Source organism: Bacillus sp. FSL R12-0074 (assembly GCF_038005725.1).
Classification (GTDB): Bacteria; Bacillota; Bacilli; order Bacillales; family Bacillaceae_G; genus Bacillus_A; species Bacillus_A mycoides.
Genome location: NZ_JBBOTR010000001.1, coordinates 3,481,761 through 3,502,541, shown reverse-complemented (window position 1 = coordinate 3,502,541; position 20,781 = coordinate 3,481,761). Strand labels below are relative to the sequence as shown.

Annotated in this window: 17 protein-coding genes; 14 read left to right on the top strand and 3 right to left on the bottom strand. The window is 36.7% G+C overall.

Annotated elements, in window-relative coordinates; genetic code table 11:
* Positions 1-179: 179 nt before the first annotated feature.
* The 4 genes from NSS97_RS18125 (at position 180) to NSS97_RS18110 (ending at position 6,766) form a co-directional block, all read left to right on the top strand.
* The gene (locus tag NSS97_RS18125; protein WP_044439939.1) at positions 180-1,877 is read left to right on the top strand and encodes a peptide ABC transporter substrate-binding protein; all 1,698 of its coding nucleotides are present in this window, start codon (positions 180-182) and stop codon (positions 1,875-1,877) included.
* Positions 1,878-2,158: 281 nt separating this feature from the next.
* Positions 2,159-3,874 carry an ABC transporter substrate-binding protein gene (locus tag NSS97_RS18120; RefSeq protein WP_131929139.1) on the top strand — a complete coding sequence of 572 codons (1,716 nt, stop codon included), beginning with the start codon at positions 2,159-2,161 and terminating at the stop codon, positions 3,872-3,874.
* A gap of 396 nt (positions 3,875-4,270) precedes the next feature.
* A complete protein-coding gene (locus NSS97_RS18115) occupies positions 4,271-5,965 on the top strand; it encodes a peptide ABC transporter substrate-binding protein (protein WP_044439943.1) in 1,695 nt (564 codons plus the stop codon).
* 81 nt (positions 5,966-6,046) lie between these two features.
* Entirely contained in the window at positions 6,047-6,766 is a 720-nt protein-coding gene (locus NSS97_RS18110) for a methyltransferase domain-containing protein (protein ID WP_107886524.1), read from the top strand.
* Between the two features lie 40 nt (positions 6,767-6,806).
* Here the strand turns inward: NSS97_RS18110 and NSS97_RS18105 are convergent, their stop codons facing one another.
* Entirely contained in the window at positions 6,807-7,220 is a 414-nt protein-coding gene (locus NSS97_RS18105) for a hypothetical protein (RefSeq protein ID WP_002185199.1), read from the bottom strand.
* Between the two features lie 138 nt (positions 7,221-7,358).
* Here NSS97_RS18105 and NSS97_RS18100 point away from each other — a divergent pair, with 138 nt between their 5' ends.
* The 9 genes from NSS97_RS18100 to NSS97_RS18060 all read left to right on the top strand — a co-directional run bounded on the left by NSS97_RS18100 (position 7,359) and on the right by NSS97_RS18060 (position 17,925).
* Entirely contained in the window at positions 7,359-7,694 is a 336-nt protein-coding gene (locus NSS97_RS18100) for a hypothetical protein (RefSeq protein ID WP_002185200.1), read from the top strand.
* A gap of 72 nt (positions 7,695-7,766) precedes the next feature.
* Entirely contained in the window at positions 7,767-8,105 is a 339-nt protein-coding gene (locus NSS97_RS18095; RefSeq protein ID WP_002185202.1) for a VOC family protein, read from the top strand.
* Between the two features lie 255 nt (positions 8,106-8,360).
* Positions 8,361-10,457, top strand: coding sequence for a vWA domain-containing protein (locus NSS97_RS18090; RefSeq protein WP_107886525.1), 2,097 nt, complete (start codon positions 8,361-8,363; stop codon positions 10,455-10,457).
* 83 nt (positions 10,458-10,540) lie between these two features.
* Positions 10,541-13,903: a tubulin-like doman-containing protein gene (locus NSS97_RS18085; RefSeq protein WP_107886526.1), complete on the top strand. Its 3,363-nt coding sequence runs from the start codon at positions 10,541-10,543 to the stop codon at positions 13,901-13,903.
* A 57-nt stretch (positions 13,904-13,960) separates the two neighbouring features.
* A complete protein-coding gene (locus NSS97_RS18080; RefSeq protein WP_002014348.1) occupies positions 13,961-14,095 on the top strand; it encodes a hypothetical protein in 135 nt (44 codons plus the stop codon).
* Positions 14,096-14,168: 73 nt separating this feature from the next.
* Positions 14,169-14,417 (top strand): DUF1294 domain-containing protein, encoded by a 249-nt coding sequence (locus NSS97_RS18075; protein ID WP_000871335.1) that lies wholly within the window; start codon positions 14,169-14,171, stop codon positions 14,415-14,417.
* A gap of 105 nt (positions 14,418-14,522) precedes the next feature.
* Complete coding sequence (rarD, locus tag NSS97_RS18070; protein WP_002160953.1) at positions 14,523-15,464, top strand: EamA family transporter RarD; 942 nt, start codon at positions 14,523-14,525, stop codon at positions 15,462-15,464.
* An 80-nt stretch (positions 15,465-15,544) separates the two neighbouring features.
* Entirely contained in the window at positions 15,545-15,970 is a 426-nt protein-coding gene (locus tag NSS97_RS18065) for a divergent PAP2 family protein (protein ID WP_000447809.1), read from the top strand.
* A gap of 101 nt (positions 15,971-16,071) precedes the next feature.
* Positions 16,072-17,925 (top strand): prenyltransferase/squalene oxidase repeat-containing protein, encoded by a 1,854-nt coding sequence (locus NSS97_RS18060; RefSeq protein WP_107886527.1) that lies wholly within the window; start codon positions 16,072-16,074, stop codon positions 17,923-17,925.
* Between the two features lie 74 nt (positions 17,926-17,999).
* Here the strand turns inward: NSS97_RS18060 and NSS97_RS18055 are convergent, their stop codons facing one another.
* Positions 18,000-18,149 carry a YfhD family protein gene (locus NSS97_RS18055; protein WP_002066466.1) on the bottom strand — a complete coding sequence of 50 codons (150 nt, stop codon included), beginning with the start codon at positions 18,147-18,149 and terminating at the stop codon, positions 18,000-18,002.
* A 286-nt stretch (positions 18,150-18,435) separates the two neighbouring features.
* Here NSS97_RS18055 and fabG point away from each other — a divergent pair, with 286 nt between their 5' ends.
* Complete coding sequence (gene fabG, locus NSS97_RS18050; protein ID WP_002014354.1) at positions 18,436-19,176, top strand: 3-oxoacyl-ACP reductase FabG; 741 nt, start codon at positions 18,436-18,438, stop codon at positions 19,174-19,176.
* Positions 19,177-19,226: 50 nt separating this feature from the next.
* Here the strand turns inward: fabG and dhaS are convergent, their stop codons facing one another.
* A complete protein-coding gene (dhaS, locus tag NSS97_RS18045; RefSeq protein ID WP_002087742.1) occupies positions 19,227-20,711 on the bottom strand; it encodes an aldehyde dehydrogenase DhaS in 1,485 nt (494 codons plus the stop codon).
* Between the last annotated feature and the right edge of the window lie 70 nt (positions 20,712-20,781).

Sequence of the window (20,781 nt, the reverse complement as noted above, 5' to 3'; positions counted from 1 at the left end):
TTATGAATATTACTGTAAGAAAATAATTTTTTAATAATTTTCAATAATAACACTTTACAAATTTTAAAAAATTAGTAGAATAAGAAGTAGTAAGAATCGTCTGATAAATATATAAAGAAAAACAGAATTATCAGAAAATTCTTAAATAGCTATCGTTTAGAATTAGGGAGGGTACAAAAATGAAAAAGAAAAAAATGAAAAAACTAACAGCAGTTGTAGTACCGGTTTTAGCAATGAGCATGGCACTAACAGCATGTTCTACATCAGGCGGAGATAAAAAGACAAGCACAAACTCAAGTGGAGATAGCAAGTCAGAGGGGAAATTAGCGGCAAAACAAGTTTTAAATCGAACAGTAACACAAGAGATTCCAACGATGGATTCTTCTAAATCAACAGATACAGTATCTTCACAAATGCTAGGGAATACGATGGAAGGGTTATATCGTCTTGATAAAGATAATAAGCCGATGCCAGCTGCGGCAGAATCTAGTACGAAAAGTGAAGATGGTAAAAAATATACATTTAAACTACGTAAAGATGCAAAATGGTCAAATGGTGATCCAGTAACTGCGAAAGATTTCGTATATGCTTGGCAACGTCTATTAGATCCAAAAACAGCTGCTGAGTATGCGTTTATCGCATTCCCAATTAAAAATGCAGAAGTGGTTAATAAAGGAGAAAAACCTGTCGCTGAATTAGGAGTGAAAGCGGTAGATGATCTTACGCTTGAAGTTGAATTAGAGCAAGCAGTACCGTACTTCTTAAACTTAGTAGCATTCCCATCGTACTACCCATTAAATGAAAAATACGTAAAAGAAAAAGGGGAGAAGTTCGGCTTAGAGTCTGATACAACAGTTTATAACGGACCTTTCGTTCTTAAAGATTGGAAGCATGAACAAGGATGGCAATTAAAGAAAAATGATCAATATTGGGATAAAAAGACTGTAAAACTTGAAGAAGTTAACTTCAGTGTTGTAAAAGAGGCAGCAACGCTAATTAACTTATATGATAGCGGTCAAGTTGACTTTGCTTTATTAAATGGAGAGTTCGTAGATAAATACAGAAATAAGAAAGACGAATTCGGAACATTCTCACAAGTGAGCACGTACTTCATTCGTATGAACCAAAAACGTGATGGACAAGATACACCATTAAAGAGCAAAAAATTGCGTGAAGCAATTGCACTTTCTATCGATAAGAAAAATCTAGCAAATGTAATTTTAAATGATGGATCAAAAGAAGCTGACTTCTTAGTGCCAAAAGGATTAGCGACTGGACCGGACGGTAAAGACTTCCAAGAAACGTTTAAAAATGGTTTGAAACCAGATGCTAAAAAAGCTGCTGCATCATGGGAAGAAGCGAAAAAAGAGCTTGGTAAAGATCAAGTTACAATTGAATTCTTAAACTACGATACTGGTAATGCGAAAAAAGTTGGAGAATATATTAAGGACCAAATTGAGAAAAACTTAAAAGGTGTAACAGTTAACATTAAACTTCAACCATTTAAGCAAAAACTAAAATTAGAATCTGAGCAACAATATGATATTTCATACGGTGGTTGGAATCCAGATTATGCAGATCCAATGACATTCTTAGATATGTTTGAGTCTAAGCATTCTCATAACCAAATGAGCTTCTCAGATCCTAAATATGATGAAATGGTGAAGAAAGCTGGAACAGAATTAATGAGCGATGCGAAGAAACGTTGGGAAGAGTTAGGAAAAGCTGAAAAAACATTACTTGAAGAAGATGTAGCGATTGTACCTTTATATCAACGTGGGGATTCTTATGTTTTACAACCAAATGTAAAAGGTGTAGTAAAACATAATATCAGTCCAGAATTTAGCTTTAAGTGGGCATACGTGACTGAAAAATAATAGAGTTAAAAAAGCATTTCAAAGTAGCTTAGTTACTTTGAAATGCTTTTTTTTAGCTCAGTTAAATAGAGAAGAATAAGGCGTATAGTATGTACATATAGTAGATGGGGGATAAATCATACTAAATTACGAAAGTGAAAATCAGAATATTAAAAATAAAACTATTTACAAACGCGAAAAAAAGAGTAGAATAATACTAGTTATAATTTTCAGAAAATTAATCGTTAGCAAGGGGTCTCTCAAGGGTTGGTAATGTACATATAATTGGGGAGGGTACAAAAATGAAGAGAAAAAAGATGAAAAAGTTAACAGCGGTTGTAGTACCAGTTTTAGCAATGAGTGTTGCATTGACAGCATGCTCTGGATCAGGTGGGGAGAAGAAAACGACTACTACATCTAATAGTGGGGAAGAAAAAAAATCTGATATTAAATATGCAGCGAAGCAAGTATTAAATCGTACGGAAAATCAAGAAATTCCGACGATGGACACTTCTAAATCTACTGATACGTTAGGGGCACAAATTTTAGGGAACACGATGGAAGGATTATATCGTCTTGATAAAGATAATAAGCCTATTCCGGCTGCTGCAGAATCAAGTACGAAAAGCGAAGATGGTAAAAAATATACGTTTAAACTGCGTAAAGATGCAAAATGGTCAAATGGAGAGCCTGTAACAGCGAAAGATTTCGTATATGGATGGCAGCGCTTACTTGATAAAAACACAGCGGCAGAATATGCATTTATTGCTTACTATATTAAAAATGCAGAAGCGATTAATAAAGGAGAGAAACCTGGAACTGAATTAGGAGCGAAGGCGGTAGATGATTATACACTAGAAGTAGAATTAGAAAAACCGGTACCGTACTTCTTAAATTTATTAGCATTCCCGTCATATTATCCTTTAAATGAAAAGTTCGTAAAAGAAAAAGGAGAGAAATTCGGTTTAGAAGCAGATACAACATTGTATAACGGGCCATTTGTAATGGCATCGTGGAAACATGAACAAGGTTGGCAGTTGAAGAAAAATGATAAATATTGGGATAATAAGACTGTGAAATTAGAAGAAATTAATTATAGTGTAGTAAAAGAAGTTGCTACGAAAGTAAATTTATATGATACAGGATCAATTGATTTCACACTACTATCAGGAGAATTCGTAGATAAATATAAATCGAACAAAGATGAATATGGTGAGTATTCAGAAGCAAGTACGTACTTCTTACGTTTAAATCAAAAGCGTAACGGACAAGATACACCGTTAAAGAGTAAAAAGCTTCGTGAAGCAATCGCATTATCCATTGATAAAAAAGGTTTAGCAAACGTTATATTAAATAATGGATCAAAAGCAACGGATCAATTGGTTCCAAAAGGGCTTGCGACGGGACCGGATGGTAAAGATTATCAAGATACATTTAAAAATGGTCTGAAATATGATGTGAAAAAAGGCGCAGCAGCTTGGGAAGAGGCGAAAAAGGAACTCGGAAAAGATCAAGTTACAATTGAATTACTAAGCTATGATGATGGAACTGCGAAAAAGATTGCCGATTATTTTAAAGATCAAATTGAGAAAAACTTAAAAGGTGTAACAGTTACCACGAAAATTCAGCCATTCAAACAAAAATTAAAATTAGAGTCAGCGCAAGATTATGAAGTTTCATTTGCAGGTTGGAGCCCAGATTATTCGGATCCAATGACATTTATTGATATGTTTGAATCGAAGAGCCCGTATAACCAAATGGGTTATTCAAACCCGAAATACGATGAAATGGTACAAAAAGCAGGTAATGAATTACTGTCTGATCCGAAGAAGCGTTGGGAAACGTTAGGAAAAGCAGAAAAATTATTCCTTGAAGAAGATGCAGGATTAGTTCCTTTATATCAAACAGGAAGATCATATGTAATGAAACCGAATGTAAAAGGAATTGTGAAACACAACATTAGTCCAGAATATAGCTTTAAGTGGGCGTATGTAACTGAGGATGGCGGAAAGAAATAACATGAAAGCATTTCAAAAGCGGCTAATATGCTTTTGAAATGCTTTTTTTTGTATGAATAAGAGAATAAGGCACATGGAAATTAGAAAGGAATTCAACAATTGGATAGATAAATGATAGCAGAGATTTCATATTGTTGAGAAAAATATAGAGCATGGCAATAGAGAAGAATAAGAGGGGATATGTTTACATATAGTAGACGGGGGATAATTCATATAGTAATTAAAACAACAAGTTACTATAATAAAAAAATAAATATTTAGAAAATTTACAAAAATACTTTACAAAACTCAAAAAGATAGTAGAATATTAATTAATAAGAATTTTCTGATAACGAAAGTTAATAGAGAATCTCTAAATGTTAATATCGTACATATAATTGGGGAGGGTACAAAAAAATGAAGAGAAAAAAGATGACAAAATTAACAGCGGTTGTAGCACCAGTTCTAGTAATGAGTATGGCATTAACAGCTTGCTCGGGATCAGGGGAAAAAGAAAAGACGAACACAACACCGAAAAGTAGTGAAAAAGAAGGCGGAAAATTAGCAGCGAAGCAAGTGCTTAATTTAACAGAGAGTCAAGAGATTCCATCTATGGATTCTTCTAAAGCGACAGACCAAGTATCGTTTCTTGCTTTAAACAACGTAATGGAAGGTTTATATCGACTTGATAAAGATAATAAAGCAGCACCAGGGGTTGCTGAATCATATAAAAAGAGTGATGATGGTAAAAAATATACATTCACATTAAATAAAAATGCGAAATGGTCAAATGGAGAACCTGTAACAGCGAAAGATTTCGTGTTTGCTTGGAAACGTGCGGTAGATAAAAGTACAGCAGCGGAATATGCATACATTATGTTTGATTTAAAGAACGCAAAAGCAATTAATGATGGGAAAGCACCACTTGATACGTTAGGTGTAAAAGCTGTAGATGACTACACATTAGAAGTAGAATTAGAAAATCCAGTTCCTTACTTTGTAGAATTAACTTCATTCGGAACATTCTATCCGTTAAATGAAAAATTCGTAAAAGAAAAAGGAGAAAAATACGGTTTAGAATCAGATACAACGTTATACAACGGACCATTTACATTAACAGACTGGAAACATGAAGAAGGTTGGAAGTTAAAGAAAAATGCACAATACTGGGATAATAAAACAGTTAAATTAGAAGAAATCAACTTTAACGTAGTAAAAGATAGCGGTACACGTGTCAACTTATATGAAAGTGGACAAATCGATCGTGCAGCACTTACATCTGAAATGGTTGACAAATATAAATCAAATCCAGATTTCTTTACACAAAAAACACCGTCAACGTACTTCTTACGATTAAACCAAAAACGTGGTAATCAAGATACAGTATTAAAGAGCAAAGATTTACGTTTAGCGATTGCAATGGCATATGATAAAAAAGGTTTAACGAATGTAATTTTAAATGACGGATCTACACCTGCAGATTACTTAGTACCAAAAGAATTTGCGAAGAGTCCAGATGGAAAAGACTTCCGTAAAGATAACGGAGATATTTTAAAAACAGATGTGAAGAAAGCAAAAGAGCATTGGGAAAAAGCGAAAAAAGAACTTGGAAAAGAGCAAGTAACGATTGAGCTATTAAACTACGATAGCGATAATGCGAAAAAAGTAGGTGAGTTCTTAAAAGGAGAGCTTGAGAAGAACTTACCGGGCTTAACAGTGAATTTGAAAAACCAACCGTTTAAACAAAAATTAAAATTAGAATCAGATCTAGATTATGATTTATCTTACGCTGGTTGGGGACCTGACTACTTAGATCCAATGACATTCATTGATATGTTCGTTACAAATGGACCTCATAACCAAACTGGATATTCAAATCCGAAATATGATGAAATTGTAGAAAAAGGTAAAGGCGAGCTATTAACGAAAACGAAAGATCGTTGGGATAGCTTACTGAAAGCTGAAAAAATGTTACTTGAAGATGCTGCAATTGCACCGTTATACCAACGTGGTGATGCTCTAGTTCAAAGAGCGAAAGTAAAAGGTATTATTCACCACCCAGTTGGTGGAGATTACAGCTACAAATGGGCATATATTGGTGAAGATAAGTAAGAGAGAGGGCGCGCGATGCGCCTTTTTTTTATGCACTTTTCTTCCTTCCTGGAATATATAAAATAAAAAAGGGAGAATCGTATGGAACGGAATACTTACATCGACTTCTTAGCTTATTACGGAATAGGGAGTGCTCATCCTGGTGGATTTACGTTAACAAAACAATTATTATCTCAATTGCCACTTAGACATGGGGCTAGTGTCCTTGAGATAGGTTGCGGCACGGGGAAAACAGCGGCGTATATGACAAAAGAATTGGGTTATAAAGTGACAGCGGTTGAAAAGAATGAAATTATGATTCAAAAAGCGAAAGATAGATGGTTGTTTGATGGTTTAAATATACAATTGATTCAAGGAGATGTAGAAGGATTACCGTGTTTAAATGATTCATTTGAGCTTGTACTTGGAGAATCTATCCTCGCTTTTACAAATAAAGAAAAGGTTATTTCGGAATGTTATCGTGTATTACAAAAGGATGGAAAGCTTGTTGTCATTGAAATGATTACCGAAAAACATATTGAGAAGAAAGAGGAAGAAAAGATTGGACAGTTATATGGTATGAAAGAATTATTAACTGAGAATGAGTGGATTCATTTATTTAAAGCAGCAAATTTTAAAAAAATTACAATTTTGGGTGGCGGAACTATTGCAGAAACAGTTGCAGGACATATGGAAGAGCCAGAGTGGAATGTATCACCGTTTATTCCGGAAGAATTGTATGAGGCGTGGGTGCAACACGAACAAGTACTGCTTATGTATCAACATATTTTAGGGCATCGCATTTTTATATGTGAGAAATAGAGAAAAAGAGTTGGCTAAAGATAGTCAACTCTTTACTATGTTAGATGAAAAATAATGCAGCCAAAGTAATTCCAAAAATAAAGCCAAATCCGAGTTCAAATCCCCAGCCGCCACCAAAGCCACAACCGCCGCAACCACGACGGCCACATCCGCAGCCACCGAATCCACCACTGAATCCACCACTGAATCCACCATCGAATCCACCACCACATCCAAATCCACAGTTATCACATCTGCTAAGACCGCCGCAAATATCACATCCGCCGTTTGAATATGCGCCATGGTATCCAAATCCTGTATCAAAAGATGAACGCTGCTGTACTGGCTCAATCCAAACAGAATCATTTGTCACGTCTATTATTTTTCCTAAATGGATATGACCATCACGATCTTCAATTCGAACAACTTTTCCGAAATAACGTTGGCATGTATTATAACATTTTTGTCTATGCATGTTCTTTCCTCCTTCCCCCATTACAGTAATACGATATGTAAGGGGGACAAGTGCGGCTTGTACGAATGACCTATCTATCATAATTGTTATAGGAAAGGGGAAATATACGAACAGGATATATAGTGAGGAGGAAATGAAATGAAATCTACAGATCAATTTCAGACGTACGAAGTTCCTTGGGAAGAATTTATAGAAGCATTGCGAGGTGAAATGAAGAAGCAAGTAGGAGCGGATATTATAGATACAGTAGTTTGTAATTTGGAAGATGGTTTTGAAGTGTATACATATGTGCAGGGTGATTTGGATTTCGAGTATACAGAAGCTCTTGAACGAAAATATGGGAGTGATGCGAAAATACCGAATTTGTTAACAGTTATGCTGGTAGCTAGCATTTATAATACGGGTGAAGAGAATATACGTTTACATGCAGATAATAAAGATAATCCAATTGTTGAGGTATATGTGAAGCAATGAAACACGCTGTGAAAGGCGTGTTTTTTATTTATATGATAAAATGTTAGAAAATTAAGAAAGAAGGTGAGTGAATTGAAAATTAATCATCTTAATTTAACAGTTACAGATGTAACAGCTGCTAGAGAATTTTTAGAAAAGTATTTTGGTTTAACTTGTGGTGGAACAACGGGAAATGGCTTCGCAGTTATGCGTGATAATGATGGGTTTATATTAACCTTAATGAAGGGAAAAGAAGTTCATTATCCAAAAACATTTCATGTAGGATTTCCACAAAAAAATGAAGAACAAGTTAATAAAATTAATCAAAGATTGAAGAAAGACGGATTTTCAGTCGAACCGCCTAAACATGCACATGCGTATACATTTTATGTTGAAGCACCTGGAGGATATACAATTGAAGTGATGTGCTGATTAAAAATCAAACTTTTTGTTAAGAGTTTTCAATTTTAAAAGTAGGAAAAGTCTGTTTTAAGGGTGGAGCTTAAACAGGCTTTTTTACCTATATAATTGGATAGAAAATGCTAGAAGGAATATTACCAAGTTATATATATGTTTACATAATAAAGTTAAGGTGCGTTCGTTGTCCTAAAATACAAGTCATATATCTTGTTTCCTCTCATAAATTTAAACATAGGAATTTGTCTACAAAGGTGGCGAAGCCTCATCATGAAAATTCGAATTTGTGCCACGTTCATGCTGTTTCTATTTATATGTTTACCTTTTTCAGTTTTTGCAAAAGGAGAGGAGGCAAAGGAAAGGGTCGTTTCACTTGTATATGATGATTCGGGCAGCATGAGAAATAACGATCGCTGGAAGTATGCCAATTACGCCTTGCAAAGTTTAGTTGCGCTATTAGATGAGAAAGATAAATTTTCTTACGTTCCAATGAGTAAGCCGGATGCTCCATTAAACATTTCATTAACAAAGGATCAAAGGCAAACAGAAATTGAGGGGATTGGGGCGTGGAAAACATATTTAAATACTCCATTTAGCGCAGTAGAAACGGCGATGCAATCTATAAAAAAGGAAGCAGATATAGATGGGAAACGTGAATTTTGGCTTATTGTATTAACTGACGGGGCATTTAATGATTTGGAGAAAGATAAGATTGGCGGAAAAGAACAAATTACACAGAAGTTAGCGCAGTTTAAGAAAGAAATGGATTCGAAAAAGATCTCTTTACATCCAGTCTTAATCACGATGGAAGAGGATTTAGGGCAGCAAGAGAAGCTGCAGTTAAATACGTTTAAAGAGATTTGGAAAAAAGAAATGAATGGAGTTGTCATGCCGTCTAGCGGTGAGGATGGTATTGTACAAAGTGTGAATCAAGTGGCAGCATTAGTTGCAAATCGTGATCCATTTTCTTCTGTTGAGTCGATTGTCAAAACGAAAATAGTAGGGAAAAAAGTAGAGATTACAACACCGTTTCCATTAAAGCGTATGACGCTTGTACGACAATCACCTTCTTTGTCTAATTATAAAGTTATGCAACTTTCCAAACCGTTACAATTGCAGTCTTCTTTTTCTATACATGCACCAGGAGAAGCTAAATTATTCGGAAATATAGTGCATGTAAGTACAACGAACCAGGAAGTGATTAAGCCAGGGACATATACGATAGAAGTGGATCAGGACATTGAGAAAGAGGGATTACAAGTACTTGTTGAACCAGCGCTTAATTATACTGTTTCTACGTACGACAAAGATGATAAAGATAGAAAAAATGTTGAGAAAATGTATGAAGGTGTGACAGCTGTTATTGAAGCGAAACCTACTGAATTACCAATTCAAACTTCTTATTTCGAAGCAGAAGTAGAAATAGATGGAAAGCAGTATCCGATGAAGTGGGATGATAAAAGACATGTGTTTTATTACGAGACACAGGTTGGTAAAGCGTTAGTACGCGGGAAAGTCCATATGAATATAAAGGGATTTTATAGACAGACGAAAGAATTCAAGATTGAACCAGCTGAAAAACCAAAATTAACACTTCAAGCTGTTACGAAAGATTATGAAGAAAAGGTAACAAATTTAGAAAATAGTAAACCATTTATTTTACAGCCCCAGTTAAATGGTAAACCGATGACAGAAGAGGCTGTAAAGAAACTATTAAAATCTACTGGTGTCACATCGAATCAATCGATCAACTATGAATTAAAACAGCATGGTAGTCAAGTTTATGTTTATCCTCGACCTTATTACTCCGACACATTCAATTTTACAGATACCGGCACCGTAGAGGCTACCATCACGATCAATGATTCAACATTACAAGAAGTAAAGGAAAAGATTGTACTGCACATTGAAAATGCGCCGTTTTTTGAGAAGTATGCGCTCATTTTTAAATTTGTAATTCCTATCACTTTATTACTTTTAATAGTAGGAATTATTATTTTAGGATGGATTGTTCGTCCGAGATTTCATAGGAAAGCATTACTATATTACGAATGGGATCAAGAAGTAGCGAAAGATTGGCTTTATCAATCTGAACCAGAGTTACTTAAAAATAAATGGTGGAAGCACTATTTTGGCATTCCATTCCGAGCAGAAAGAAAGACTGTGCAATCTGTAACATTAATAGCGAAAAAAGGATCGAAATCTATATTTGTAGCGAAAGAATCGCAAGTGGTTGGGATGATTATTGATGGGATGTTTATAACAGAGGAAGAGGTAGGAATGGAGCATAAGACGTTGTATCCAAATGAACTTTTAGTAATTGATAGAGGATATGGTAAGGAGATTTACCGGTACGAATGTGAATAGTAGATAGGGTGTAAGAGGGGCGGAGGAGGCCCGGCTCTCTTTATTCTTCTTTTCAAACAAGCAAGAATAGGAAGGTGGTTCACATGACATTACAAGTTCCAACAATTTTAATTGGCTTAGGTGGAATCGGTAGTACTGTCACACATCAAATATATGAAAGATTACCTGAGGAGCGTCGTAAAAAGGTAGCGATGCATGTATTTGATACAGATGTGAATACATTGAGTAAATTTGATCATATTCGGAAGTTTAAGACGCAAACGAGCTCGAGTAAAACACCGAGAGAGTATATTGCGGGAGATCCAACGATTCCAGAGTGGTTTCCGATGGACCCGACTATACTTGATAAACCGTTAACAGAAGGGGCTGGACAGTTACGCGTCATTTCACGGTTAGCGTTACGTGCTGCGATGAAAGAAGATAAACTCACATCGTTTTGGCAAGAAATCGAGAAGATTTTTCCAGTTACAAGTGATCAGACGGAATATGGTGTACGTGTCATTATTGTAACATCACTAGCCGGCGGAACAGGCTCAGGGATGTTTTTACAAATCGCATTATATTTGCGTGAGATGCTCCGGAAGAAATTGCAGCATCATAACATTTTAATTCGCGGTGCGTTTTTAATGCCAGATGTTTTAGTTAAGACGAGAACGGTTAGTGCGAAAGAGTTTGAAACTGTGCAAGCGAATGGTTATGCATCGTTAAAAGAGTTGCATGCTATTACGCTTGGATCGACTGGTGAATTATCAAAACGAGGCGGCGTAACGATTGAATTAGAATATCGTCCTGATCAAGTGGATGAGGACGGAAGAACAAACCATACGATAAAGCAGCATCATTTACCGTACAATTATTGTTTCTTATATGATTATGAAAATTTACATGGGCACCATTTGCACAATTTATCGGATTATATGGAGCAAATGGCAAATACGATTTATTTACAGTTATTTAGTCCAATGTCTGCAAATCATTTTGCACAAGAAGATAATCAAATTCAGCAATTGGCAGAATCGAGTGGGAAAGGGAGATATTGCGGAGCAGGAACGGCAAAACTTATTTATCCGTATGAGCACGTTTTGAAATACTGTGCTTTAAAATGGGCGGTGCAAGGTTTAGATGAATCTTGGCTTCATTTAGATCAACTGTTTCAAGAAAAAAAGCAAAGATACGACCAAGATGTCAAACGTGGTATGCAGCGTGAAAAGCCAGAGCGCGGGAAAAGTTATTTAGAAGACTTAGAGCATCTTGCTACTCGGCCAGAACAAGCTCATATTTTTTATAGACAAATGTACCATGAAACACGTGAAGGGGCAGAGGGTGGTAAGCTCGGTGTTGCAAAATCAAAATTGTTTTTAGATGCTGTAGAGAGTTACGTACACCGTACAGTGCAAAAAGATGAGGAATTAAACCGCCTGCAGCATGAGTGCAAAATATCGGCTGCAAAGCTTAAAATGATGGAACAAATGAAGGGGGAAGTAGCGAGAGTTGATCATGCGGTTCGTTTATATGCTTATGCCATTCCGAGCCGTGTACATGAGCATGTTACTACCCTTTTATATGACATGATCGAATCAGACCGCTTTACACCGAGTGGCTCAGAAGGACAGTCTTACCAATTAAATACATGGTTTTTAAAGAAAACGGATCCAGTTCATCCAGTTGCAGCACGTTTTATGCTGTATGAAATTCGTAAGCAGTTAGTAGAGAAGATGAATCGACTACATGAAAATAATGAACAAAAGCGTAATTTAATTCAAAACTACGATAAGAAATTTAATGTGAGTAATATTGATGGAACTGTAACGGCTGTTCGCCGCGTTGAAATTGCGCAGCAACAAGGCTGGTTTGGAAAAATGATTAATAATCAGCAGCGTTTGTTTAAAAAAGAATTTGAAGATATTGTAACGCAGTACGTACACAAATTAAGTGAGTATCGTAAAGAAATGTTGTTAGAACTCGTGTATCAATCGCTATACCAAGCAGTTGATAAAATGATTCAATATTGGGAAAGATTCTTTGATAATTTATACGAAACACGTGAAAATTTATTGTTTGAAATCCAAAAGCGAAGCAAGGAATTTGAGGGGAAAACGAACCCGACGAATGTATACGTATTAGCTGAAGAGAAATTGCAAGAAAAGATTTGGCAAGATATGCAGCAACATTTAAATTTAGGTGTATTACCGAAAGATATATCGTCCGAAATTTATATGAGCTTGTACGGGGAATATTGTCGTGATGCGAAAGCCGAAGAAATTCAGTCGAAAAAGGTGGAAGACTTCTATCGTGAACATATATTGAGTTATTGTTATGAAGAACTTCAAGTGCGCTATCGTGACAAATTAGAGCTTAATATCGTTGAAGCATTGCGAAAAGAAGCAGATTTCAAGAAGCGTGATCGTGATGAATACGTTCGTGAAAAAATTGAAGATCTTTTCCATTTAGCAAGTCCGTTCGTTCCGAAAGTTTCTCATCATAGAGAATTACAATATTGGGGCGTACATCCATCTTTAAAACAAGAATTGCAAGAAGAGTTATTGCAAGAAATGTTTAAAGAAAAAGATACGGTAAACGAGGCGTTTTCACCATTTGAAGTGATTTGTTATCGTGCTCATTACGGATTATCGCTACAAGATTTTCCTAAGCTTTCATCTGGACATATTGCGAATGGTTTTATGAACGATAAAGGTGATTATTTTCAATCGTATTATCGCCGCGTGAACAAATTAAATAGTAAAAAATCTAGTTTGACGCCGCATTTAGATAAATATTGGCACTTACCAGCCTTTATGCCAGACTTGAATGCAACGCAAACGAAGTTAGATTACGACAAATGTAATCGTGCTCTTCTATACGCGTATATGTATCGCTGGATTAGCTTAGTTGCTGTTGATGGACAATTCGTGTATCAATATAATGGTGTTGGCCGTAGCTTTTTAATTCAGTCGATGGGGAAAAATATTTCAAGTGAAAGTTATAAGTTGCACAGAGCATTGCTTCATAATCCGTTTATTTATGAAAACATCTTGTCACGATTTGAAGAAGAACAAGAAAAGGCAATGATACAAGGTGGACATTTATATACACATGCATTTGTATTAGGCGCTCAAGATATAAGATGGCTCCGTAAAGAGCATGTTCATAATATTTTAGATATGATTTTAATGTATGACCGTGAGGCAAAATATGACCCGACGTTAGAAGAAACATCTGACGATTTGTTAAGGTTATTCCTTGATGAAATTGAGCTGTATTTCCAAAACTATTACGGAACAGGTGCAGATATGGTTGCAAAGAAAGAGAAAGAGATGTTTATGAAACAATTGTGGGATCGTTCGTATGCGAAAGGGTATGTGGATCCAAATAGTGCGCCTTATAAAAAATGGCAAAATATATTACATGTTCCCGATGAAGAAGAAGTGCCAAAAACGAATGTATAATGAGTGAAAAGGGAATCCTTAAGAATGACAATACAACTTTAGAAATGAGGGATTCCGATGCCGTTTTTAGGTAGTGTATATCAAATATTTGGATTATATCCAGAAATTTATTATGGAATGATTTCAGCGGAAATCGCTGAACAACAAATGGAAGAACAGAAAGAACAAGAAAATCAAGAGACTGAATTATAAAACCATGCAGGCTACTCGCCTGCGTGGTTTTTTCGTGTTACAATAAAGCGAATTTTTTAAGGGAGAGAATAAGATGAAATGGATATACTTTATTATTATTAACGTTATAGCATTTAGTATGATGGGGCTTGATAAGCGAAAAGCAAAGAAAAAACAGTGGAGAACGCCAGAAAGTACGTTGTTTTTATCAGCTGCAGCTGGAGGAGCGGTTGGAGCTTGGATTGGTATGTATATGTTTCATCATAAGACACATAAAAGTAAATTTGTCTTCGGTATTCCAGTGCTCGTTATTATAACAGTAGGAGTGTTTTTATACATATAAAGGATTTGCAAGAGGAATGTCGAAAGAAATGCAGATTGAATATTGGTAAAGTAAGCATGTGAGACTTTATAATGAAGAAAAAAAGAGAAGAGGAGAAAAAGGAAGATGGGGAGTCAAACAGCAGAGCAAAAGCAGGGGATTATATATGCAGCAGGTGCGTATACGATGTGGGGAGTCCTTCCGATTTATTGGAAATGGGTGGAGGAAGTACCGGCAGATGAAATATTAGCGCATCGCATCGTTTGGGCATTTGTTTTTATGTTGTTAGTTTTAGGAGTAACGAAGAGGTTTCGTCAGTTTGGTGGGGAGTTAGTGGCCCTTTTTAAACGACCTAAATTATTAATGTCATTAACAATTGCTTCGGTACTTATTAGTGGAAACTGGTTTGTATACATATGGGCCGTAAATCATAACCATGTAATCGAAGCAAGTCTTGGGTATTATATTAATCCACTTATAAGTATTTTACTTGGTACAGTTGTTCTAAAAGAGAAGCTTAATTTTTGGCAATATGTTGCGGTTGGTTTAGCTGGATTGGGCGTTGTTATTTTAACGATACGTTTCGGATCAATTCCATGGGTTTCTCTTTCACTTGCTTTTTCATTTGGATTATATGGATTAACGAAAAAATTATTAAATTATGATGCAACAATTGGGCTTACGATGGAAACGATGTTAGTGACGCCATTTGCACTTATATATTTGTTTATGACAGGAGTTCATGGCTTTGGTTCGTTCGGTTCTATTTCGGCAATATTAACGTTTCTTTTAATAGGGGCGGGTATTGTTACAGCGTTACCACTCTTTTATTTTGCTAAAGGAGCACAACTTATTCCGCTCTATATGATAGGATTTTTACAGTACATCGCGCCGACTATTAGTTTAATTTTAGGTGTGTTCGTTTTTGGTGAACATTTCACATCTACTCATATGATTGCGTTTTTCTGTATATGGATTGCTTTATTTGTCTTTTCAATGGCGAAAACAAAGTTTCTACTACAGAAGCAACCAAAATTTATTAAAAATAAATCAGCAAAAGTATCATAATGCGTAGTATTTTCTACGCATTTTTCTTTATACTTATATTATATAGAAATTCCATTATAGTCAGTGAGGAGCTGAAAAACATGGAAACAATTTTACATAATGATCCACTTATAGCAGCTATAATTTCTTGGTTTTTAGCACAGTTAACGAAAGTCGTTTTTAAATTAATAAAAACAGGCGAGTTTGATTTTGCTAAGTTCTTTGCTTCAGGTGGAATGCCAAGTTCGCATGCTTCGACTGTTACTGCACTTGCTACAGGTGTCGGAGTGGTGGAAGGAGTGGAGAGTCCAATATTTGCGGTTGCCGCTATTTTTGCCATTATTGTTATGTACGATGCTTCAGGAGTAAGGCTTGCGGTAAGTAAGCAAGCGAAAATATTGAATGATTTTTTTCATGGTAGACAAACAGAATATAAAAAGTTAAATGAGCTCGTTGGACATACACCGTATCAAGTTGTTGTTGGTGCACTATTAGGAATTGTTGTCGGGGTTGGGTATTGTTTGTAAGCAGAATGTTGTAATACACGTTCTGCTTTTCTTTGTTTTCATACATATTTAGATGAGTTTTCGAATATCGTATACGGACTTAGAAAGGGTGGGTGAGCGGTGTGCTACTATATGACAAAGTGCATGAGGAGATAGAGCGGAGAACGACTGCACTTCAAACGATGCAAAGGCGAGACGGAACGTGGCAATTTTGTTTTGAAGGAGCTTTGCTAACGGATTGTCACATGATTTTTTTACTCAAATTATTAGGGCGAAATGACGAAATAGAACCGTTTGTGAAAAGGTTAGTATCTCTTCAAACAAATGAAGGGACTTGGAAATTATACGAAGATGAAAAGGGAGGGAATTTATCCGCGACGATTCAAGCATATGCTGCTTTACTTGCTTCGGAAAAATATTCGAAAGAAGATATGAATATGAGGCGAGCTGAAATGTTTATTAAGGAACACGGGGGAGTTTCTCGTGCTCATTTTATGACTAAATTTTTATTAGCGATTCATGGAGAATATGAATTTCCTGCGCTTTTTCACTTTCCAACGCCAATCTTATTTTTACAAGATGACTCCCCCCTCAGTATATTTGGGCTAAGCAGCTCAGCGCGTATACATTTAATTCCGATGATGATTTGTATGAATAAGAGATTCCGTGTAGAGAAAAAGTTATTGCCAAATTTAAATCATATTGCAGGCGGGGGTGGGCAATGGTTTCGAGAGGAGCGGTCTCCGCTGTTTCAATCGTTTTTAGGTGATGTGAAAAAGGTAATATCTTATCCATTATCGTTACATCATAAAGGATACGAAGAAGTAGAGCGCTTTATGAAGGAGCGTATAGATGAAAATGGAACATTATATAGTTACGCCAGTGCTACGTTTTATATGATTTATGCTTTGCTTGCATTAGGGCACTCTATTCAGTCTCCAATTATTGAGAAAGCTGTGACAGGATTAAAATCTTATATATGGAAGATGGACAGAGGAAGTCATTTGCAAAATTCTCCTTCTACCGTATGGGATACCGCTTTACTTAGCTATTCATTGCAAGAAGCTAAAGTTACAAATGAAAATAAGATGATTCAAAGGGCGACGGAGTATTTATTGCAAAAACAACAAACTAAAAAGGTAGATTGGAGCGTACATGCATCATCACTTGTAGCTGGCGGTTGGGGATTTTCAGATGTTAATACGACGATCCCTGATATAGACGATACTACAGCTGCCCTTAGAGCGTTAGCGCGAAGTAGAGGGAATGATAGAGTAGATGATGCGTGGGGAAGAGGTGTGGAATGGGTAAAAGGATTGCAAAACAATGATGGAGGCTGGGGAGCTTTTGAACGAGGGGTAACGAGCAAGTTACTATCGAATTTGCCGATTGAAAATGCGAGTGATATGATAACCGATCCGTCCACACCAGATATTACAGGTAGGGTGTTAGAATTATTCGGAACGTATGCACCGAATGAGTTGCTTGAAGAGCAAAAAAAGAAAGCTATCAAATGGTTAATGGATGTACAGGAACAGAATGGATCATGGTATGGAAAATGGGGGATATGTTATATATATGGGACATGGGCAACGATGACAGGCTTACGTGCATTAGGAGTGCCTTCTACTCATCCATCGTTGAAAAAAGCAGCTTCATGGCTCGAACATTTGCAGCATGAAGACGGAGGGTGGGGAGAATCCTGTCAAAGTAGTGTAGAGAAAAAATTTATTTCTTTACCCTTTAGTACGCCGTCACAAACAGCGTGGGCACTTGATGCACTCATTTCTTACTACGATCAAGAAACACCGATTATTCGAAAAGGAATTTCATATTTGCTCGCGCAGTCTACTATGAATGAAAAATATCCTACTGGTACAGGGTTACCGGGGGGCTTTTATATTCGCTATCATAGTTATGGACATATATATCCGTTACTTGCTTTAGCGCACTACGTAAAGAAATATGGAAAATAAACCGAGAGATACTCTCGGTTTATTTTGATGGGTAGTAGGTCCCTGTTGAAAAGAATAAGGAACTTTGTAGTTCCTTATTTTTCTGTTGATTGGCGTTTTTGACGTGCATCAGCGGCATTTGCACGTGCGTTTGCTTCTAAGTCATTGTGGTCAGCGAGTTCGCGAGCGAACTCAACATCAATGCCATCGGCAGCTTTGTTTCGATTTACATTCTTTTTTTTCATTCGACACAATCTCCTTGTGTTTTATCCCGCATAAACGGTTAGTAAAACTCCCACCTCAAAATTCAGATGGAACAAAGAAGCTAGGTGGGAGATTAACTGCCCGTAAATGCCCGATTGGTGAGGGCTAATAATCAGTGGGGGATGAACAAAATCCTCACTGATTAAAGTTTCACTTTATGCGGCGTTGCAAAGTTAGTTTGACACAAATAGACTTTTTTATACAAAGAGGATTTGGAAAGCATAGAGCCGAAATATACAATATAACTAATAGAAATGGGGGATAGAGATGGAATTGTTGAATGGGAAAACAGCTGTTGTAACGGGTGCTGCGCAGGGGATTGGAAAAGAAATCGCACGAGTTTTTGCAAAACTAGGGGCCAAAGTATTAATTAGTGATGTAAATGAAGAGAAGCTACAAGAAACGACACGTGAATTATCAGATGAAGGGTATGATGTGAGTTTATATCGATGTGATGTGAGTAATCAAAATGAAGCGAAGTCGTTAATTGAATATGCGGTGCAAAAATTTGGTACATTACATATTTTAGTGAATAACGCTGGGATTACAAAAGATGCAATGTTACATAAGATGGAGAAGTCTGCTTGGGAACAAGTATTACAAGTGAACTTAACTGGCGTTTTTTATTGTATGCAGCCAGCACTTCTTTATATGAGACAACAACAGTATGGACGGATTATTAATATTTCTTCTATTAGTAGGGAAGGAAACATTGGACAAGCAAATTATGCGGCTACAAAAGCAGGGGTTGTAGGCTTAACAAAAACAGCAGCGAAAGAGGTTGGAAGTTTTGGTATTACGTGTAATGCGATTTGTCCAGGGTTTATGGATACTGATATGACAAAAACAATACCGGATAAAGTAAAAGAGAAAATGGTTGGAGCGATTCCAGTTGGAAGAATCGGAACGCCGGAAGATATTGCAAACGCAGCTGCCTTTTTAGCATCAGAGTATGCGTCTTACATTACAGGAGAGGTATTAAATGTGAGCGGTGGGTTGCAAGTGTAAATGAATACATAATGAAAAGAACCTGACCGAGTAGGTCAGGTTCTTTCTCGTTAATTTAAGTTAATCCAAACGCTCTTCACTTCTGTATAGTTGTTCAGCGCGTAAGATCCCATTTCGCGGCCAAGACCGGATTGTTTAAATCCTCCAAATGGAGATGCTGCATCAAAGACGTTATAACAGTTTACCCATACAGTACCAGCACGTACTTTACTTGCAACATAGTGTGCTGTTTTAACATTTTCTGTCCACACACCAGCCGCTAAGCCGAATTGTGATTTATTTGCACGTTCAATTACTTCATCAATATCGTTAAAAGGTATTGCAGAAATAACTGGACCGAAAATTTCTTCTTTTGCGATCGTCATTTCGTCATTTACGTCAGCGAATACTGTAGGAGAAACGAAGTAGCCTTGATCGAATGGATTACTTCCTCCGCAAAGTACTTCAGCGCCTTCTTCAATCCCTTTTTCAATGTAGCTCATTACACGTTTTTGTTGTTCTTCGGAAACGAGAGGACCGATTGTTGTTTCAGGGTTAAGACCGACACCTTGATTTAGTTTTTTAGAATAGAGGACGAGATCAGCCATGACATTATCATACATTTTCTTTGGAATAAATAAGCGTGATCCAGCAGAGCATACTTGTCCCTGGTTAAACATAACACCAGAAAGTGCACCAGGAATCGCGCGAGATAAGTCGGCGTCTGGTAAAATAATGTTTGGTGATTTACCGCCAAGCTCTAAAGTAACACGTTTCAATGATTCAGATGCTTGTCGCATAATTTGTTTACCGACTGGAGTAGAACCAGTAAATGCAATTTTATCAACGAGTGGATGATTAACAAGTGCTTGTCCAGCTGATTCACCGAATCCAGGAACGATATTAATAACACCTTTCGGGAATCCAGCTTCTTCAATTAATTCAGCTAAGTATAGAGCGGATAGTGGAGTTTGTTCTGCAGGTTTTAAAACGATTGTACATCCTGTAGCAAGCGCAGCTCCCATTTTCCACATTGCCATAAGAAGTGGGAAGTTCCAAGGGATAATTTGACCGACGACACCAACAGCCTCATGGCGTGTATAGTTAAAGTAATCACCGGAAACAGGAATTGTTTGACCAACAATTTTCGTCGCCCAGCCAGCATAATAGCGCATATGCTCAATTGCAAGTGGTATGTCTGCCGCCATTGTTTCACGGATTGGCTTTCCGTTATCTAACGTTTCGAGCTGTGCGAGCTCTTCTTTATGCTCTTCCATTAAATCAGCGAGCTTGTACATAAGACGGCTGCGTTCAGCAGTGCTCATGCGTGACCAAGGACCTTCATCGAAAGCCATTCGAGCAGCTACCACAGCTTTATGAATGTCTTCGCGACCAGCTTCAGCAACGATAGCGAGTGTTTCACCAGTTGCTGGGTTAGGAGTTTTAAATGTTTTTCCGGAAGCGCTTTCAATGAACGCTCCGTTCACATATAGTTTCTTTGTGCCTTGAAGAAATTTCTCTACCTTTTCATGAAGATTTACAGCTAGTTGACTCATTGTATAACCCCCTTGAAAATATAATTTAAACGCAGTACGAGACGGCGTTTATTCCGAAATCAAGGATGTG